Source organism: Inquilinus sp. KBS0705 (assembly GCA_005938025.2).
Taxonomy (GTDB): domain Bacteria; phylum Bacteroidota; class Bacteroidia; order Sphingobacteriales; family Sphingobacteriaceae; genus Mucilaginibacter.
The window spans coordinates 176,297-195,702 of the sequence record VCCI02000004.1 but is presented as its reverse complement, the minus strand read 5'-3'; the positions used below and the strand labels follow the sequence as shown (position 1 = coordinate 195,702).

Annotated in this window: 24 protein-coding genes and 1 pseudogene; 17 read left to right on the top strand and 8 right to left on the bottom strand. The window is 41.8% G+C overall.

Annotated elements, in window-relative coordinates; genetic code table 11:
* The first annotated feature begins 8 nt into the window (after positions 1-8).
* The 16 genes from FFF34_017520 (at position 9) to FFF34_017445 (ending at position 11,421) form a co-directional block, all read left to right on the top strand.
* Positions 9-566, top strand: coding sequence for a 50S ribosomal protein L6 (locus FFF34_017520; protein TSD63393.1), 558 nt, complete (start codon positions 9-11; stop codon positions 564-566).
* 5 nt (positions 567-571) lie between these two features.
* A complete protein-coding gene (locus FFF34_017515; GenBank protein TSD63392.1) occupies positions 572-916 on the top strand; it encodes a 50S ribosomal protein L18 in 345 nt (114 codons plus the stop codon).
* Between the two features lie 12 nt (positions 917-928).
* Positions 929-1,447 carry a 30S ribosomal protein S5 gene (locus tag FFF34_017510; GenBank protein TSD63391.1) on the top strand — a complete coding sequence of 173 codons (519 nt, stop codon included), beginning with the start codon at positions 929-931 and terminating at the stop codon, positions 1,445-1,447.
* Positions 1,448-1,453: 6 nt separating this feature from the next.
* Entirely contained in the window at positions 1,454-1,633 is a 180-nt protein-coding gene (rpmD, locus tag FFF34_017505; protein TSD63390.1) for a 50S ribosomal protein L30, read from the top strand.
* Between the two features lie 4 nt (positions 1,634-1,637).
* Positions 1,638-2,084 carry a 50S ribosomal protein L15 gene (locus tag FFF34_017500; protein TSD63389.1) on the top strand — a complete coding sequence of 149 codons (447 nt, stop codon included), beginning with the start codon at positions 1,638-1,640 and terminating at the stop codon, positions 2,082-2,084.
* Between the two features lie 6 nt (positions 2,085-2,090).
* Positions 2,091-3,434, top strand: coding sequence for a preprotein translocase subunit SecY (secY, locus tag FFF34_017495; protein TSD63388.1), 1,344 nt, complete (start codon positions 2,091-2,093; stop codon positions 3,432-3,434).
* A 9-nt stretch (positions 3,435-3,443) separates the two neighbouring features.
* Entirely contained in the window at positions 3,444-4,235 is a 792-nt protein-coding gene (map, locus tag FFF34_017490; GenBank protein ID TSD63387.1) for a type I methionyl aminopeptidase, read from the top strand.
* Between the two features lie 63 nt (positions 4,236-4,298).
* The gene (infA, locus tag FFF34_017485) at positions 4,299-4,517 is read left to right on the top strand and encodes a translation initiation factor IF-1 (protein TSD63386.1); all 219 of its coding nucleotides are present in this window, start codon (positions 4,299-4,301) and stop codon (positions 4,515-4,517) included.
* Between the two features lie 8 nt (positions 4,518-4,525).
* Entirely contained in the window at positions 4,526-4,642 is a 117-nt protein-coding gene (locus tag FFF34_017480) for a 50S ribosomal protein L36 (GenBank protein ID TSD63385.1), read from the top strand.
* A gap of 72 nt (positions 4,643-4,714) precedes the next feature.
* Positions 4,715-5,092, top strand: a complete 378-nt coding sequence (rpsM, locus tag FFF34_017475) for a 30S ribosomal protein S13 (GenBank protein ID TSD63384.1) — start codon at positions 4,715-4,717, stop codon at positions 5,090-5,092.
* 136 nt (positions 5,093-5,228) lie between these two features.
* Complete coding sequence (gene rpsK / locus FFF34_017470) at positions 5,229-5,618, top strand: 30S ribosomal protein S11 (GenBank protein ID TSD63383.1); 390 nt, start codon at positions 5,229-5,231, stop codon at positions 5,616-5,618.
* 65 nt (positions 5,619-5,683) lie between these two features.
* Positions 5,684-6,292, top strand: coding sequence for a 30S ribosomal protein S4 (gene rpsD / locus FFF34_017465; protein TSD63382.1), 609 nt, complete (start codon positions 5,684-5,686; stop codon positions 6,290-6,292).
* A 96-nt stretch (positions 6,293-6,388) separates the two neighbouring features.
* Positions 6,389-7,381 (top strand): DNA-directed RNA polymerase subunit alpha, encoded by a 993-nt coding sequence (locus tag FFF34_017460; protein TSD63381.1) that lies wholly within the window; start codon positions 6,389-6,391, stop codon positions 7,379-7,381.
* A gap of 87 nt (positions 7,382-7,468) precedes the next feature.
* A complete protein-coding gene (locus FFF34_017455) occupies positions 7,469-8,062 on the top strand; it encodes a 50S ribosomal protein L17 (GenBank protein TSD63380.1) in 594 nt (197 codons plus the stop codon).
* A gap of 950 nt (positions 8,063-9,012) precedes the next feature.
* The gene (locus FFF34_017450; protein TSD63379.1) at positions 9,013-10,752 is read left to right on the top strand and encodes a ubiquinone-dependent pyruvate dehydrogenase; all 1,740 of its coding nucleotides are present in this window, start codon (positions 9,013-9,015) and stop codon (positions 10,750-10,752) included.
* A gap of 3 nt (positions 10,753-10,755) precedes the next feature.
* Positions 10,756-11,421: a phosphatase PAP2 family protein gene (locus FFF34_017445; protein TSD63378.1), complete on the top strand. Its 666-nt coding sequence runs from the start codon at positions 10,756-10,758 to the stop codon at positions 11,419-11,421.
* Here FFF34_017445 and trxA read toward each other — a convergent pair.
* The 7 genes and pseudogenes from trxA to FFF34_017410 all read right to left on the bottom strand — a co-directional run bounded on the left by trxA (position 11,418) and on the right by FFF34_017410 (position 17,258).
* A complete protein-coding gene (gene trxA, locus FFF34_017440) occupies positions 11,418-11,714 on the bottom strand; it encodes a thioredoxin (GenBank protein TSD63377.1) in 297 nt (98 codons plus the stop codon). The two genes, FFF34_017445 and trxA, sit on opposite strands and share 4 nt — an antisense overlap.
* Positions 11,715-11,946: 232 nt before the next feature.
* Entirely contained in the window at positions 11,947-12,822 is an 876-nt protein-coding gene (locus tag FFF34_017435; GenBank protein TSD63376.1) for an alpha/beta hydrolase, read from the bottom strand.
* Between the two features lie 28 nt (positions 12,823-12,850).
* Positions 12,851-13,845 (bottom strand): annotated as a pseudogene (locus tag FFF34_017430) (MBL fold metallo-hydrolase).
* 76 nt (positions 13,846-13,921) lie between these two features.
* On the bottom strand, positions 13,922-14,752 hold the full coding sequence (locus tag FFF34_017425; GenBank protein ID TSD63375.1) for an alpha/beta hydrolase: 831 nt from the start codon (positions 14,750-14,752) through the stop codon (positions 13,922-13,924).
* Between the two features lie 2 nt (positions 14,753-14,754).
* Positions 14,755-15,207, bottom strand: coding sequence for an RDD family protein (locus FFF34_017420; protein ID TSD63374.1), 453 nt, complete (start codon positions 15,205-15,207; stop codon positions 14,755-14,757).
* A gap of 35 nt (positions 15,208-15,242) precedes the next feature.
* Entirely contained in the window at positions 15,243-16,769 is a 1,527-nt protein-coding gene (locus FFF34_017415; GenBank protein ID TSD63526.1) for a GNAT family N-acetyltransferase, read from the bottom strand.
* 117 nt (positions 16,770-16,886) lie between these two features.
* A complete protein-coding gene (locus FFF34_017410; GenBank protein TSD63373.1) occupies positions 16,887-17,258 on the bottom strand; it encodes a DoxX family protein in 372 nt (123 codons plus the stop codon).
* A gap of 167 nt (positions 17,259-17,425) precedes the next feature.
* Here FFF34_017410 and hemA point away from each other — a divergent pair, with 167 nt between their 5' ends.
* Positions 17,426-18,652, top strand: a complete 1,227-nt coding sequence (gene hemA, locus FFF34_017405; protein ID TSD63372.1) for a glutamyl-tRNA reductase — start codon at positions 17,426-17,428, stop codon at positions 18,650-18,652.
* Between the two features lie 90 nt (positions 18,653-18,742).
* Here the strand turns inward: hemA and FFF34_017400 are convergent, their stop codons facing one another.
* Complete coding sequence (locus FFF34_017400; GenBank protein TSD63371.1) at positions 18,743-19,291, bottom strand: transposase; 549 nt, start codon at positions 19,289-19,291, stop codon at positions 18,743-18,745.
* Positions 19,292-19,406 lie beyond the last annotated feature (115 nt).

The window sequence follows — 19,406 nt, the reverse complement described above, 5'->3', positions numbered from 1 at the left end:
ATTAAGCAATGTCAAGAATAGGAAAAGCACCTATAGCACTAACCGGCGGCGTAACTGTTACCGTATCTGCAGATAATGTAGTTACAGTAAAAGGCCCTAAAGGTGAATTGCAACAGGCCGTTGATAGAGATATCATCATCGAGCAAGAAGGCGACCAGTTATTGGTTAAACGCCCTTCTGACCAAAAACGTCACAAAGCGCTGCACGGTTTATACCGCTCACTTATAAACAACATGGTTGTTGGTGTAACTACAGGTTACACTATACAGCAAGAGTTAGTGGGTGTAGGTTACCGCGCAACCAATACAGGTAACACATTAGATTTAGTGTTGGGTTTTTCTCACCACTACGTATTTGAATTGCCAAAAGAAATTAAAGTTACAACTACTGCTGAGAAGGGTAAAAACCCAACCATCATCCTGGAATCAAACGACAAGCAATTGATCGGTCAGGTAGCGGCAAAAATACGCTCGTTACGTAAACCAGAGCCTTACAAAGGTAAAGGTATCAAGTTTGTTGGCGAAGTATTGAGAAGAAAAGCAGGTAAATCAGCATCTAAAAAATAATCGTCATGAAATTATCAAGAAGAGACAGAATTAAAAAAGGCATCAGAAAACGCCTTTCAGGTTCAACAGCCCGCCCACGTTTATCTGTATACAGAAGCAACAAAGGCATATACGCTCAGATCATTGACGATGTAACAGGAAAAACCATTGTATCTGCTTCATCTTTGTCAAAAGATTTTACAGCAAATGGTACAAAGTCTGACCAATCAGTAGCCGTAGGCAAACTGGTAGCCGAAAAAGCTATCGCCGCAGGTATTAAAGATGTGGTTTTTGACAGAAATGGTTACCTGTATCATGGCCGTGTTAAATCACTGGCTGAAGGTGCACGTGAAGGTGGTTTAAACTTTTAATCGAAACAGGAAATGTCAACAATCAACATAAAAAGAGTAAAAACCAGCGAGATCGAATTAAAAGATCGCCTGGTTAGCATACAACGTGTAGCCAAAGTAACCAAAGGTGGCCGTACATTTAGCTTTAGTGCCATTGTGGTAGTAGGCGACGAGAACGGTGTTGTAGGTTACGGTTTAGGTAAAGCAAAAGAGGTTACCGAAGCTATTGCAAAAGGTATTGATGATGCTAAAAAGAACTTGGTAAAAGTTCCAATTATTAACAACACTATCCCGCATGAGCAAATAGGTAAATTTAGCGGTGGTTTTGTATTCTTAAAACCTGCAGCAAATGGTACTGGTGTAATAGCTGGTGGTGCAATGCGTGCAGTATTAGAAAGCGCCGGCGTGCATAACGTATTGGCAAAATCAAAAGGATCATCAAACCCGCACAACGTGGTTAAAGCAACAGTATCTGCATTATCGCAACTGCGCGATGCGGTTACCGTAGCGCAACAACGCGGTATTAGTTTAGGTAAAGTATTTAACGGATAATCAGTCATGTCGAAAATTAAAATAACACAAATTAAAAGCGTTATCGACAGAAGCGAGCGCCAGAAAAAAACTGTTGAGGCTTTAGGCCTTAAGAAAATTAACCACAGCGTGGAAGTTGAAGCCACTGCGGCTATTATTGGAATGGTTAGAAAAGTTAACCACCTGGTAGCAGTAGAAAATATTTAATATCATGAATTTAAGTAATCTTAAACCTGCAGAAGGTTCTACTAAAAATAGAAAAAGAATTGGCCGTGGTACAGGTAGTGGCCGTGGCGGTACATCAACCCGTGGCCATAAAGGTGCCGGTTCACGTTCAGGAACATCTACTAAGGTAGGTTTTGAAGGTGGCCAGATGCCATTACAGCGCCGTGTACCTAAGGTAGGTTTTAAAAACCCTAACCGTGTAGAGTACGTTGGTGTTAACCTTGATGTGTTACAAGCATTAACTGAAAAATATACATTAACAGCAGTTGATTTTGATACACTAAAAGAACACGGCTTGGTATCCAAAAATGGCTTAGTAAAAATATTAGGTCGTGGCGAATTAAAAGCTAAATTAGAAGTTAAAGCACACGCGTTTACTGCTACTGCCCAAAAAGCAATTGAAGCAGCAGGTGGTACCATAGTTAAGTTGTAAGTTTCAATGAAGAAATTTTTCACCACATTATCCAATATCTGGAAAATTGAAGATCTGAGAGTGCGTATAACCAACACACTCTTATTTCTTTTAATATATCGTGTTGGTTCGTTTGTAGTATTACCGGGTGTAAACGCGGCTACATTAAACGCTGCCAAAGCTAAAGAAGGACTTTTAGGCTTATTAAACATGTTTGCAGGAGGGTCGTTCTCACGTTCGTCTATTTTTGCATTAGGTGTTATGCCTTATATTTCGGCTTCAATTGTGGTACAACTGCTTGGTATAGCGGTGCCTTATTTTACCAAATTACAAAAAGAGGGCGAAAGCGGCCGTAACAAGCTAAACCAATGGACACGTTATCTAACCATAGCTATTACTGCATTGCAGGCTATAGGATACTTAAAATCGCAGGTAAGCCCCGAGGCTATGCTGATTGGTAACCCATGGTTCATCATCCTTAATACATTTGTATTAACCGCAGGTACACTATTTGTAATGTGGTTGGGCGAAAAAATCACCGATAAAGGTATTGGTAACGGTATATCATTGATCATTATGGTGGGTATCATAGCCCAGCTGCCTGCAGCATTATCAACTGAATTTTATGCGCGCACCACAGGTGCCGGCGGTTTAATTACGTTTATTGCAGAGATTGTTGCTTTACTGGGCGTGGTAATGTTTACCATACTAATAGTGCAGGGAACACGTAAAATTGCTGTACAGTACGCAAAACGTATTGTAGGTAACAAACAATATGGCGGTGTGCGCCAGTATATACCTTTAAAGGTAAATGCTGCAGGTGTTATGCCAATTATATTTGCCCAGGCATTAATGTTTATACCAGCAACAGTAGCGCAGTTTTTCCCTAATGCTGCATCAAACGGAATTTTAATTGCATTATCAAACTATAACTCGTGGGAACATAACCTGGTGTTTGCGGTATTGATCATATTGTTTACATACTTCTACACAGCTATTACGGTTAATCCAAATCAAATGGCTGATGATATGAAAAAGAACGGTGGTTTTATACCGGGTGTTAAACCAGGTAAAACTACTGCAGAGTTCATTGATGGCGTTATCTCTAAGATAACACTACCGGGCTCTATATTCTTAGCTATCATCGCTATTATACCGGCGTTGGCCAGTATGGTAGGTGTAAGCAGCTTATTTGCAAGATTTTTTGGTGGTACATCATTGATCATCCTGGTGGGTGTGGTGTTAGATACTTTACAGCAGATAGAAAGCCATTTGTTAATGCGTCATTACGATGGATTGATGAAAACAGGCAGGATCAAAGGCCGCTCAAGCGTGCCTGCGGCTGCGGGTGCTACGCCACCAGTTATCTAATTAATAACAATGTCAAAGATCATTTATAAGTCTGTCGAGGAGATAGAACTGATAAGAGAAAGTTCTTTACTTGTTTCCAAAACACACGGGGAAATAGCAAAGATTATAGGCCCCGGTGTTACAACCTTTGAATTAAATAAACTTGCCGAAACATTTATCCGTGATAATGGTGGTGTTCCGGCATTTTTAAATTATAACGGTTTCCCTTACTCATTGTGCATATCGCTAAATGACCAGGTAGTACACGGCTTTCCAAGCAAAAATGCTTTGGTTGAAGGCGACCTGGTATCGGTTGATTGCGGTGTGATATTAAACAAATACTACGGCGACTCGGCTTTTACCTTTGCCATTGGCGAGGTTGACGAGGCTACCAAAACCCTGATGCGCGTAACCCGCGAGTGTTTAGACCTTGGTGTAGAAAAAGCTGTTGTAGGGATGCGCATTGGCGATATTGGTTACGCGGTACAAGAGCATGCCGAGAAGCATGGTTTTGGCGTGGTAAAAGAACTTGTTGGCCATGGTGTAGGTACACGCCTGCACGAGAAGCCCGAGGTGCCTAACTACGGTAAACGTGGTGCAGGTATTAAATTGGAAGAAGGAATGGTGATTGCCATTGAGCCAATGATAAATGCAGGCCGCGCCGGCGTTAAGTTTTGGGATGATGGATGGACCGTATCAACGGTTGATAAAAAGCCATCGGCACATTACGAGCATACGGTAGCTGTAAAAAAGGGAAAACCAGATGTTTTATCAACGTTTTCATACATTGATAAAGTTTTAGAAGAAAAAAATAAAAAGTAAATAATTTTTATTAATTTTGCATCCCGGTTTTGGGGTGGATAATTAAGTAATAATCAATAAAATATGGCAAAACAATCTTCGATTGAGCAAGACGGAACAATTCGGGAAGCATTGTCTAACGCAATGTTTAGGGTTGAACTTGAAAATGGCCACGAGATTATTGCACACATATCCGGAAAAATGCGGATGCACTACATCAAAATTTTACCTGGCGACAGGGTTAAACTGGAGATGAGCCCGTATGATTTAACAAAAGGAAGAATAACCTATAGATATAAATAACAAACGAGATGAAAGTTAGAGCATCCATTAAAAAACGTAGCGTTGATTGCAAGATCATCCGCCGTAACGGGAAACTTTATGTGATAAACAAAAAGAACCCGAAGTTTAAACAACGTCAGGGATAATAAAAAAATTTGTAATAATCCGCACAACGGTGGCCCGCCGTTCGGTATTACGTTAAAAAACAAACAAAAAATATGGCAAGGATCTCCGGTATTGATTTACCAAAAAATAAAAGAGGCGAGATAGGTTTAACCTACATCTACGGAATTGGACGCTCAACCGCTCAGAACATTTTAGCTGAAGCAGGCATCGACGTTAATATTAAAGTTCAGGATTGGACAGATGAGCAGTTAACTGCTATCCGTACTATCATTAACGATCAAATTAAGGTTGAAGGTGCTTTACGTTCAGAAGTTCAACTTAACATCAAACGTTTAATGGATATTGGTTGCTACAGGGGCACCCGTCATCGTAAAGGTTTACCATTACGTGGCCAGCGCACCAAAAACAACTCACGTACCCGTAAAGGAAAACGTAAAACAGTTGCTAACAAAAAGAAAGCTACTAAATAGTAAATAGTGATAAGTGATTGGAGAATAGAGATTTGTTCTCAATTCAAATATCATTTGGAATATAAATTATAAAAAACGGTTAATGGGTCCGGGTTAATCACTAACCCAATAATTCATTAATTCAATAATTAAGAAAATGGCTAAAAGCAAAAAAGTTACCAAAAAGCGTGTTGTTATTGTTGAGCCTGTTGGCGAAGCACACATCAACGCTACTTTTAACAACATCATTATTACCCTTACCAACAAAAGCGGACAGGCTGTATCATGGTCTTCTGCAGGTAAAATGGGTTTCAAAGGTTCTAAAAAGAACACCCCTTATGCTGCCGGTCAGGCTGCTGCCGATTGCGGTAAAGTAGCTTACGACTTAGGTTTACGTAAGGTTGAGGTATTTGTTAAAGGTCCGGGTTCAGGCCGCGAGTCTGCAATACGTACCCTGCAAACAACAGGTATCGAGGTAACTACCATTAAGGACATTACCCCACTTCCGCACAACGGTTGTCGTCCATCAAAAAGAAGAAGAGTTTAATCAATTAATTTTTAAAGCTAAGATTCGGCAGCTGCGGGCTGTTTGATACTTTAAAACACACAAAAATGGCAAGATATACAGGCCCTAAATCAAAAATTGCGCGTAGGTTCCGCGAGCCGATCTTCGGTCCGGATAAAGCGTTAGAGAGAAAAAACTATCCGCCCGGAATGCACGGCGCTTCAAAAAGAAGAGGAAAGCAATCTGAGTACGCGGTACAGTTAATGGAAAAACAAAAAGTTAAATACACTTATGGTGTATTAGAGCGTCAGTTCGAAAACTTATTCCACACAGCTTCTGCTAAAGAAGGTATCACCGGCGAAAACTTATTAAAGTTTTTAGAAGCACGTTTAGATAATGCAGTATACCGTTTAGGTATCGCTCCTACACGTTCGGGTGCACGCCAGTTAGTAGGCCACAAGCACATTACTGTTAACGGTTCGGTTGTAAACATTGCATCATATGCATTAAAAGCAGGCGACGTTATTGCAGTACGCGAAAAATCAAAATCACTTGAAGCCATTACTAATTCAGTAGCCGGCCGTAAAGTAAATAAATATAGCTGGTTAGAATGGGACGCTGCCGAATTAACAGGCAAATTCCTTAACTATCCAAATCGTGATGAGATACCTGAAAACATTAAGGAAAACCTTATTGTGGAGTTATACTCAAAATAATAACGATACTTATCCACAAAATGGTTGGCATATTCTGTCAATCATTTTCGTGGTTATATTCAATTCAAATTAGTAAACAATAAACAAAAGATATAAATGGCAATTTTAGCATTTCAAAAACCAGACAAGGTTATCATGCAGAAATCAAATGATTTTGATGGCACGTTTGAGTTTCGTCCGTTAGAACCAGGCTTCGGTGTAACCATTGGTAATGCTCTGCGTCGTATCTTACTTTCTTCATTAGAAGGTTATGCAATCACATCTATACGTATATCAGGTGTTATGCATGAGTTTTCGACCATCAAAGGTGTGGTTGAAGATGTAACCGAGATCATCCTGAACTTTAAACAAGTTCGTTTCAAAAAAACAGGTGAGTCGGGCGATAATGAGAAAATATTTGTGATCATTAACGGTCAGGATGCTTTTAAAGCAGGTGATATTACTAAGTTTTCAAACAACTTTACAGTATTAAACCCTGATTTAGTTATTTGTAACATGGATTCATCTGTAACGCTTGAAGTTGAGCTTACAGTTGCTAAAGGCCGTGGTTACATCAGCAACGAGGAAAACAAAAATCCTGATGCAAACGTAGGTGTGATAGCTATCGATTCGATATTTACGCCTATAAAAAATGTAAAATATACGCTTGAAAACTACCGTGTAGAGCAAAAAACGGATTACGAAAAACTGATCCTTGATATCTCTACCGATGGTTCAATTCATCCGGAAGATGCTTTGAAACAAGCAGCTAAAATTTTGATCCAGCACTTCATGCTGTTCTCTGACGAGAACATGATGCTTGAAGCACAGGCTAAAGAAGAAACTAAAGAAGTTGACGAGGAAATTTTACACATGCGTAAGATCCTTAAAACCGAATTGGTTGATCTTGATTTATCTGTACGTGCGCTAAACTGCCTTAAAGCTGCCGATATCCGCAGCCTGGCCGACTTAGTATCGTACGATGTTGCCGATATGCTGAAATTCAGAAACTTTGGTAAAAAATCATTAACTGAAATTCAGGACCTGGTTAAATCAAAAGGATTATCTTTTGGTATGAACCTGTCTAAATTTAAGTTAGACGAAGAATAATAATAATAACTGTAAGCGAGGGCATAATTCCGCGGGCTTGATTAATGAGTCGCCCAACGGTATGCACGTGCAAAAATTAACAAACAAATGAGACACGGAAGAAAAGTAAACCATTTAGGCCGTACAGATAGCCATCGCAAAGCGATGATGGCTAACATGGCATCTTCGCTTATACTACACAAGCGTATTACAACAACATTGGCAAAAGCAAAAGCCCTGCGTGGTTATGTTGAGCCTTTGTTAACTAAGTCAAAAAACGATACAACACACTCACGCCGTACCGTATTTAGCTATTTACAAGACAAAGACACTGTGAACATCCTGTTCCGTGAAGTTGCTGAGAAAATTGCTAACCGCCCGGGTGGTTACACACGTATTGTTAAGTTAGAGAACCGTTTAGGCGATAACGCTGAAATGGCTATCATTGAATTAGTTGATTACAATACTGTTTACGGTAAAGACGTAGCTGCTAAAACCGAGAAAAAATCAACACGTCGTCGTGGTGGTGCTTCAAAGGCTAAGGCAGAAACTACTGCACCTGTTGCTGCTGCACCTGTTGTAGCCGAAGAAACTGTAGCTGAGGCTCCGGTTGCTGAAGCTGCTCCGGCGGTAGAAGAAACTCCTGCGACTGAAGCTCCTGCAGCTGATGACAAAGAAGAAAATGCTGAAAAAGGCGAGTAATTTTTGCTCCTTTTAAAATACAAAAGCCCTGGTTATTTAACCGGGGCTTTTTGTTTGGTACATTTTTGGTGAAAGCATCATAACTGTTCGGAGATTAAAATAGTGCCGGGAATGTGCGATTCCTTCCCTGGGGAAGGAGGAGGTAGGGGTTAAATCAGGCGTTCAAGCAAATGTAACCCATCGCTTATATAAACCCCTCCCTGCCTTTACGCTCATTTCTTACCGCACCCCTCCCCAAGGAGGGAATTAAAAAGTCTTCCGAACATCTATAGTGGCAATACAGGATCTCACATGGTAGTGATCGGTATACTGCCACCTTTCGCTTTGCTAAGGGTAGCCCTTACAGGGCACAAATTATTAGTATACGTTTAGCTACAAAGCGATACTCCCTAGCGGGAGATGCCAGAAAGTTAGGAAACTCCATAGGAGTTAAAGGTTGGTAGAAAAAAACAAAAGAGAACAACCGTGCCGTAGGTACGATACTCGAAGTGGCATACCTACGGCATGCAGCCATTATTTATTGCCTTTTCTACCAACCTTTTGCGTCTACGACGCATTCCGATTAACCAAATTCCTTAAATAAGGACATTGCCTACGGGATATTTTTTTATTAATCAAGCCTTATTCAAAAATAGCAAACCATCATGTTCCGTAGGAACTACCGCTTTGTAGCATAATATCACAGAATATACCTTTGCCCCGTAGGTGGCTACCCTTAGCAAGCTATTAAGGGTTTCGGGAACAACAGCGCGGAAGTCACATCCCGATGCTCCGGAGGAGCTACCGCTTTGTAGAAAAATTGACAAGATCATTTTTGCGCCATAGTTGCAACCTTACGTTGCTGCTTTATTTTAATTACAACTCGCCCCCAAATTTAATGTTTAAGCTAAATTATTAAAAATTAAAACCCGCTCGCACTTATAAAGTTAAGTAAGTATAAACATACTTATATGGCAAACGTAGCAGACCAACTGGTAGCAATGCTGGTAAACGCAGGGATAAAAAGGATATACGCTGTAACAGGTGACAGCTTAAACGAAGTGAACGACGCGGTTAGGCGCGAGGGCACTATACAATGGATACATGTACGCCACGAAGAAGCCGGTGCTTATGCAGCCGGTGCCGAAGCCCAGCTAACAGGTAATTTGGCTTGCTGCGCCGGCAGCAGTGGCCCCGGGCACGTGCATTTAATAAACGGATTGTATGATGCTCACCGTTCGGGGGCACCGGTTATAGCTATCGCCTCAACTATACCAAGTTTTGAGTATGGGACCGAGTATTTTCAGGAAACCAATACCATAAAACTGTTTGACGATTGCAGCCATTACAACCAGGTAGCCAATACAGCCAAACAATTACCGCGCATGCTACAGGCGGGTATACAAGCGGCATTGCACCGCAAAGGGGTAGCCGTAATAGGTTTACCCGGCGATTTAACCAGTATGGATTCGGAAGAGGTGTTAACCTCCACCCAAAACTACAAGCCTGAGCCTGTTATTCGCCCATCGGACTATGACCTAAACCAACTGGCGGCGTTGATTGATCAGCATAAAAAAATAACGCTTTTTTGCGGCATAGGAGCTGCCGATGCGCATGACGAGGTAGTTGCCTTGTCGCAAAAGCTAAATGCGCCTGTAGCCTATTCATTTCGCTCTAAAATGGATATCCAGTATAATAACCCTAACGAGGTTGGTATGACAGGTTTGCTTGGGCTGCCTTCGGCCTATCATAGCATGCACGAAAGCGACCTGTTACTATTACTGGGTACGGATTTCCCTTACACACCGTTTATGCCTACCGATTGTAAAATAGTGCAGGTAGATATTAAACCCGAACGCATAGGCAGAAGGGCAAAGGTTGATATTGGATTATGTGGGTCGGTAAAGGATACACTAACCGCATTGCTGCCATTGGTTGAACAAAAAACGGATAACGAAAGCTTTTTAAAAGCCCAGTTGGAGTTTTACGCCCATGTAAAAAGCAACATGCAAACCTATGTTGAGGATACCGGCAAAAAGCAAAATATACACCCCGAGTATGTAGCCAGTATGATTGATGAATTAGCCACCAATGATGCTATATTTACAGTGGATACGGGCATGTCATGCGTTTGGGGCGCGCGTTATATTAACGCAACCGGTAAGCGTAAAATGATAGGCTCGTTTAACCATGGTTCAATGGCTAATGCCATGCCGCAGGCAATAGGCGCAGCTTTGGCATTCCCGGGCAGGCAGGTAATAGCCCTATGCGGCGATGGGGGGCTATCTATGCTGATGGGCGATTTGGCAACTATTGCACAATATAAACTGCCTGTAAAAATAATTGTGTTTAACAACCGCTCGTTAGGGATGGTAAAACTGGAGATGGAAGTGGCCGGCTTGCCCGATTGGCAAACAGATATGCATAACCCCGATTTTGCCCTGGTAGCGCAGGCAATGGGTATAAAAGGTATCACTGTTACTGATCCTGATGAGTTAAAGCAAGGCCTGCGCGAGGCGTTTATATATAACGGCCCTGCTTTGGTTAATATATTTACTGATCCTAACGCATTAGCTATGCCGCCAAGGGTAGAGTTAGGACAAGTAAAGGGTATGGCCGTATCTATGACCAAATTAATGCTAAACGGCCGAATGGACGAAGTGATAGACACTGTAAAAGCCAACTACAAACATTTAAAAGACCTGATATAATTGATGAACAAATACAGGCAGCATATACTGCTGCTTACCTTAACCATAATTACGCTTGGTTTTATAGTGCTTACCTTATTGGTGCATCTATACCCAACATCGGGTATTGATTTGATGTTTAGCCGCGAAATTCAGGAGCACCAAAACTCGTTTATAGACGAGGTGATGTATTTAATAAGCTGCCCCGGCTACATGCCCGAGGCACCGATTATGATAGGGCTTACAAGTATTATTCTGTTTTTATTTAAGTATAAAAAGGCAGCAGGCTACGTGTTGCTTACCACCTTATGCGGCCTGGTAAGTACGGTTATCAAGTCGGTTATTAACCGCCCGCGCCCTTCAGATACCATAGTGCGCATTGTTATAAAAACCAGCCAGCAAAGTTTCCCAAGCGGGCATATGTTATTTTATGTGGTGTTTTTCGGTTTTTTAATAGTGCTGATGTATCAGCTGGAGGGTGTCCCTAAGGTTATACGATGGATGGTAGGGACAATAAGCGCTTTGTTGATTTTGATGATACCCATCTCGCGTATCTACATGGGCGCACACTGGTTTACCGATGTATTGGGCGGCTTTTTATTGGGCCTGCTTTGCCTGTACCTGCTATCGTGGTTATACCTGCGCAAACGTGCAGATAGCAAGGAAGCACCGCATGCTGAAACCCATTAAATATACTGCTGAATGATCTGTTGCAGCTGACTGGCTTGCACTACGCCGCTTTGGCGCCATTTAGTTTCGCTGTTTTTAAATATCATTAAAGTAGGCACGCTTTGCACATGCAGTGCATTGGCCGCCTGCGGGTTTTTATCAATATCAATTTTGATGATGCTTACCTTATCGCCAAGGGCGTCTTTCACTTGTTTTAATATAGGTGCCATCATTTTACATGGCCCGCACCACTCTGCCGAAAAATCGACTAAGACGGGTTTGTCCGAAGCTATAATATCCTGAAAGTTTGCCATGGGTTTTCTGCTTTTATTTATAACGATTAAACCGGCGATACGTTTTTATATCCGAAGAAAAATAAGCCAACTGTTGCGCACTTAAATGAATATACCTCTAAATCCGCTTGTTTTTATGCTGATTTTTTTGTAAATTATGGTTTTGGACACCAACAAAAAAGTGAAAAAATCTCACCTATAAATCCAAATTAAAACTAATAATAACGAATATTTTAGCTGTGACCTGCAACAGCTAATTATGCATCACCTTTTTCAATTCTGGTTTTAAATAGTGGCTGTCTTCCAGCCAGTCGGCAAGGCGTTGTGGCCAGTTATTGATGGACTTTAGCTTGCGGTTGGTGCCCATGTTAAAGGCATGGTCGCCGCGGGCATACATGTGCATCTCTACCGGCACTTTAGCCTCGCGATACCGCTGTAAAAGCTGAATTAAGGGTAACGAGCAGCAGGCATCATCGTTAGCTGCTACCAGAAATGCAGGTGGGGCATCAGCAGGAATAGTTTGGGGCACAAAGCCGGGGCCGGGGTAAACCTGTATAATAAAGTTGGCTTTGGCCGTAGCGTGGTCTATCGGGTCGGGGGCTTTTGGGTCGCCTTTTCCGTCTGTAAATGCCACCATATCAACCACCTCACCACCTGCCGAAAAGCCCATCAGGCCAATGCGGTTAGTATCAATAGCCCACTCGGCTGCGCGGCTGCGTACCAGGCGCAAAGCACGCTGTGCATCCTGCTTAGGGTGTATATCAACTTTATAGGGCGATAGGGTATCGCGGCCTAAACGGTACTTTAATACAAAAACGGTAATGCCTAAATCATTAAAAAACTTGGCAGGTGCAACACCTTCTGCATTGTAAACCAGCAAGCGGTGGCCGCCGCCGGGGCAAACTATAACAGCTGCGCCATTGGCTTTATCTGCAGGCGGGGCATACACCGTTACCGATGGATTGTGAATGTTTTTTACCCAATAATCTTTAGCTTGCTCCGGTTCGTTACGGCGTCTTTCAAAGCCGGGTGCACCATTTGCCCATAGCGGAATTACAGTTTGCGCATTTGCACTAACACACAGCATTAGCATGGCTAAGGTATAAGCCGCTTGTTTGATTATTTTCATCGGTTGGTAAATTAGGTCGTTTAGTTTATTAACTCATGAATGGTTTCCACCATAACGAGTTATACGGGCCTTTTACCTCGGTAGGCTGACCCGGCTCAGGTAAAAATAACTTAATATTTTTATCTTCTGCAAACTTTAACAACCTTTCGGCAGGCTCGAACCAGGCGTGGGGTGCCAGGTTAAATGTACCCCAGTGTATAGGCATCATTATTTGGCCCTTAAGGGCTATATGCGCGTTGTAGCATTATCGGGACCCATATGGATATCTGCCCAGTGCTGGCCATAAGCGCCAACCTCCAGCATGGTTAGGTCAAACGGACCAAAGGCATCGCCTATTTCCTTAAAACCCGGAAACCAGCCCGAATCGGCACCAAAATATATGTTATGATCCGGCCCTTTAATTACAAAGGACGACCATAGCGTAGTATTACGGTTAACTATCCCCCTGCCCGAAAAATGCCTTGATGGGGTAGAGGTAATATTGCAATCGCCTATCATTACGCTATCGCCCCAGTCTACTTCGTGGATATAATTTCTCACAATACCAAAGTCCTGCAGAATATCGCCAACCCCTAATGGACAAATAAAGGGGATGGTTTTACCTGCAAAAAATTTCATGGTGCTTTTATCCAGGTGATCGTAATGATCGTGCGATATGATCACCAGGTCAAGTTCAGGAATTTCATCTGATGGCAGCGGGGCCTTAAAAAAGCGTTTAGGGCCAAAAAAGGAGGAGAATGAAGCACGCTCGCCCCAAACAGGGTCGGTTAAAATGCGTATGCCGTCAATTTCTATTAATAAACTCGAATGCCCTATCCATGTAATGCGTAAACCGCTTGCAGGGTCTTTTTGGTAGATACTGCTATCGGTTTTAAACGGGCCTAAAGTTTTTTTAGGCGTGTTTTCGGCTTTATTACTATAGTATTCCTTTAAAATAGGAACCATTTTATCGAAACCGGCTTCGTCTGTAGGTATTGGGTTTAAAAACTTGTTTCCATTTTTTTTGGCTCCGGCTAAACTCATATAGCAATTATAAAACTTGTTTATCTATTATATACCACAATACGGTAAAACTTTCATTACAGATGTTTAAACAATTTTATTTTTTGAAAAAGGCGATCGTAGCATCACAAAAGGCTAAAAGCTGGGCAGGCAGGTTGGGTTGTAAGTATGGGTGTACCGCGTTAAATGTATGGTCGGCTCCTGCAATCACCATTAACTCCGCGTTGGGCTGGGCCTTGTGTAGCGCTTCGGCATGGCTTAGCGGAACACTGGTATCGGCATCGCCATGTATAATTAACCAGGGTTGTGTTATTTCGGCTGCTTTAAGCGGTATGTTTAAGCGTAGTGGATGCGTGTATAGATCGTCCAACAAGGCAGCTTTATAGGGCATATTTTGGCCTGTACGCGAATTTACCATATACATTACACCCTGTAGCCGCCACTGCTCTTCGGCCTGTTTGGGCCATAGGTTATGAAAGCCGGATATAGCAGCCATCGTAACCAGTTTTTTAATACGCGTGTCTTCGGCTGTTTTAATGATGCTGATACCGCCGCCCATGCTATGGCCAATAAGGTATATGCTTTTAACCGCCGGAATGGCCGAGCCGCTGCAGGCAAAATCGATAACCGACTTCAAGTCGTCAAGCTCAATAGAAAAGGTGTTGTCGCCAAAGGCTATCAGGTCGGCAAATTCGGTAGGTTTTTCGGCCGTAGTACCGTTGTGCGAAAAGTTGAATTTTAGAAAACGGAAACCATTTTGGGTAAAGTGCCTGGCCACCATGTCGTGCGCTCCCCAATCTTTAAAACCACGTATGCCATGTGCAAATACCACAAGCGGCGCATAAGGGTTAAGGGTATCAAAGGTGATATCGGCGGCCATACCGCGGCCTTTTGCACCGGGGATGGAATAATGTTGCTTAGCGATCATGGTTAAAATATAACGTCTTTCTCAGTTATATCATTGTTTTTTGCAATGATGGTATCTGCCCACAAATCGCCCAACCTTTGGTGTCTGGCTGTTTTTGAAATGCAAACTAAAGCAGGAATGCCATACATGAATATATCGAAAGGGTCTAACAATCGACGTTTTAAACAAGCGGAGAATGTTGGTTTACGACCATCTAAAGTATATACTTTTAATTTAACTATATCGTGCCCTGGAGTGGCCTGATTAGCTGATTCTAATATCACAAAGTACAAAAACCAAACAATAGGAAGTACAAGGGTGAGCGACCCTGTTACTTGCATTTTACCTTCCTGTGGGTCCTCGTCAAATACATATAGAAATATAAATAAAAAGATAAAGTAAATGCCATAATCTATCAATGTGGCAATAATCCTTAATTTAATATGCGGTTTAGGCTCAATAGTATAAAACTTCATTACTATCAATTATACACAAAATGTATCAATTGATATTAAACTTTCTTCCCATTAAACATGATACCATACAGATCGGTGCGGCGGTCTTTTAAGTTTTGTACGCTACCATACTCGTGCAGGGCGCTTAAAACTGATAGGTCCACATCTGCAATTACTATCATTTCGCTGTTTGGCGTAGCTTCTGATTGTACGCCATTCATCGGAAAACCAAAGTCTGAGGGCGTAAACACTGCCGATTGCGCGTAAGAGATATCCATATTATTTACATTAGGTAAATTACCTACACAGCCCGCAATGGCCACATAACACTCATTCTCGACAGCGCGGGCCTGCGCGCAAAACTTAACCCGGTTATAACCATTTTGGGTATCGGTTAAAAAGGGTACAAACAATATATCCATATCCTGGCTGGCCAGTATGCGCGATAGTTCCGGAAACTCTACATCGTAACATATTAAAATACCAATGCGCCCGGCATCCGTATCAAAAACCCTGACATCGCTACCGCCGCGCATACCCCACGAGCTTATTTCGGAAGGCGTGGGGTGTATTTTTATGGTTTCTTCCATGCTGCCATTGCGCCTGAAAAGAAAAGAGACGTTGTACAACGAATCGTCAATTATCTTTGGCATACTGCCTGCAATAATGTTTACGTTGTACGATACCGCCAGCTTGGCAAACGCTTCGGTAATGGGCCCGGTGTATTTGGCCAGCTCGCGCATGGCCTTTGCTGCATCCATATGGTTATACTCGGCCATTAGGGGCGTATTAAACAACTCGGGGAATAGTATAAAATCCGACTGGTAATCGCTCACGGCATCCACAAAATACTCGGCATGCTTCATTAGCTCGCTTATATTATTGTATGGCCTCATTTGCCATTGCACCAAACCAATGCGCACCACAGTTTTATTATTGATGGATGTGCTTACCTCTTCGTAGTATACATTGTTCCACTCTATCAACGTAGCAAAACCCTTTGAGCGGGCATCCTCGGGCAGGTAATTGCGCAGTATTTTACGCACGTGAAAATCGTTAGCTAACTGGAAAGACAGGGTAGGGTCGTATATTTCTTTATACTTTACTTTATCTATATACTGCCTTGGGGTAAGGTCATTTTGGTATTTTTGATAGTTGGGTATACGGCCACCTGCTATAATGCTTTTTAGATTCAGCTTTTCGCAAAGCGCCTTGCGGGCCTCGTATAGGCGGCGTGCCAGCCTTAGGCCGCGATACTTAGGATGTACAAATATCTCGATACCATAAAGCGTATCGCCATTTTCGTCGTGTGTTTTAAAGGTGCCGCTACCGGTTATTTGCTTATAGGTATGGCTATCGCCAAATTTTTTATAATCAACAATAATGGCTAGTGCGCAGCCTACTACTTCGCCGTTAACGGCAACGCAAACCTGCCCTTCGGGGAAAAGTTTTATCAGTTTTTTTATCGATCCGGCGTCCCAATGGTCGTCTTCCATATCCAGGTAAGCCGATTTCATCGATTTTTTCAACTCCTGGTAATCCTGTACTTCCAGCGTGCGTAATTCAATACTTTGCAGATCCATTTTCCTGTAACCCGTATTTTTTATAAATGTTTGTAATAGTACCAAGTAGCAAATATTTAATGTAAGTATCAAGTTTTTTGAATAGAAATTTAACTTGCACTTATACTAAACTTGCCGCTACTTTCTATGCCACCACGCCCACAGCATTAATACCGGTTGTAATGCCAGCCTGGCCCAGGCTATGGTTGGTGTAACCAGCAAATTGCCCAATTTAAAAGGTGCGTTGGCAAGCATGGTAATATGCACGGGTAAAAAAGCGATAAGCATTAAAATTATGCCCCATGCGGCAACCTTACGCGTTTTTGAGCGTATCAGCAAAAGGGCAAACAATATTTCGGCAATGCCTGCCAATATGTTTAATATAGCAACATAGGGCAAATAATGCGGAATGATGTTAACGTAACCTGTAGGATGTATAAAATGGTTTAATCCGGCTAAAAAGTATAAAATGACTATAGTCACTAAGCTTATCTTTTTTAATATTTGCATTTTATGTTGAATATTTGCTTATAAAAACGATATTTTGCTAACAAACAGAGCTATTAATTCAATTTTTATCATTATTTATAATCATTCTAAATGCGCCTGTTTGACAAAGCCTTGACATTGCATGCTGTTTGGTATCTTATTTTTGTTGGGTCAAATTAAAAACTGCTTTGAAGTATTTAAAGGTAATAGCTTTTACGCATAAACAGATTGAGCTGAAGGAATTAGGGAGATTGGTAATTTGCCAGGAAAATCTGACTGATAAGCTTCGTGAGGTGAAAGCCAATTTTGGTATCTCGGAAATATTTTATTTGGCTACATGTAACCGGGTTGAATTTGTTATGTCGACCCAGCAAACAGTTGATAAAGAATTTGCACATCGCTTTATACAGGCTTTAGAAATTGGCCTTTGCTCGCACTCCACCGATATTTTTTTAAACGCTGCATCTATATACAGCGGGCAGGATGCTATGAATCATTTGCTGCGCACCTCATGCTCCTTAGAAAGCCTGATAGTTGGCGAAAAAGAAATTTTAGCCCAATTGCGTAAAGCTTACGAAGATGGCCGCCAGGCGGGCTTAACCGGCGATTGCCTGCGCGTGGTGATGGATTGCGTAGTAAAAACCGCTAAAGAGGTTTATACTCATACCAATATTTCAAAAAATCCTATTTCGGTAGTGTCATTAGCCTATCGTAAATTAAAGGACCTTAAGTTATGTTCAAACGCCCGCATCCTTATAATTGGTGCAGGCGAAACCAACAAGAATATATCTAAATATCTGCAAAAGCATAAGTTTTCTAACTTTTCGGTATTTAACCGCACTATATCAAAGGCGCAACAATTGGCAGGCGATTTAGGCGGAGAAGCTTTTGAACTTGCCGAGCTTAAAAATTACAAAAAAGGTTTCGATGCTATTATTACCTGTACATCGGCAACAGAACCTATTATTACTCCCGAAATTTACACCTCCTTATTAAACGGCGAAACCGATCGCAAAACTATTGTGGATCTGGCTATACCAAACGATACCGCACCCGAAGTATTGGAGCAATTTGAGGTAAACTTTATTGAGGTACACTCGCTTAACGAAATAGCTAAAAAGAACCTGCAGGAGCGCTACCAGGAATTGGTACATGCCGAAACCATTATAGAGCAAAATATTGCCGAGTTTTTGGTGATGCTTAAACAGCGCAAAATTGAACTGGCGATGCGCCAGGTGCCCGAAAAGATAAAAGAGATACGCAACAACGCAGTAAATACCGTATTTGCCGATGAAGTGCAAAGCCTTGATAAAGAATCGCGTGAGATACTTGAAAAGGTGATGAACTACATGGAGAAAAAATATATCAGCGTGCCCATGATAATGGCAAAGGATATATTGATCAATAATAATTAGGCGCAAGCGTACTTCCCCTAATAGCTGCCGCGAGTTTAGCATAGCGTAACTCGTGGTAAAGCACAAGGTAAGCTTTCAGCTTACATTACACTAAATCAATAATAAAACATCCAGCAATCCCTTACCATCCGCGTAATCACGTGCGCTGCTGTATAGGTAATGTTCGGGCTCATCAACCCATCCAGCTTTTACCGGATTGTTATGGATGTAATCCAATTTTTGGTCTATAACATCGTTGCTCCATAGCTCAATAGGATGACTTCCCTGCTGCCAAAATTGATATTGTTCGTTATTAGGGTTCCCTTTGCCTTCCCGCTCAAAAAACCATAGTATCCATTCCCGCCTGCTTTCTTGGGTATTCTCACTAATTGCTTTTGTAACTTGCTTTGAAGTATGCCTTTTTATATCTCTTAAAATATCTTGCATTGGTTTATTATTAGTGCCAATTGTCAGGTGTACGTGGTTGCTCATAATAACCCATGCGTATAATTGCAGGCCTTTATGTTCAATACAATATTTTAGGCTATCAATAAGTATGTCTTTGTATTCACGCCTGGTAAATACATCTATCCATCTTACTACAGAGAATGTTACAAAATAAGGGCGTTGCTGGTCGTGGAATTTATAGTTACGGCTCATTGCGGTAAATTAGTAAATTGGTAGTAAAGCTGAAAGCTTTAGCTATGCTACACCACGAGTTACGCTGCGCTAAACTCGCGGCAGCATCTCTTTTTTTAATTATGCAAGTTCATTA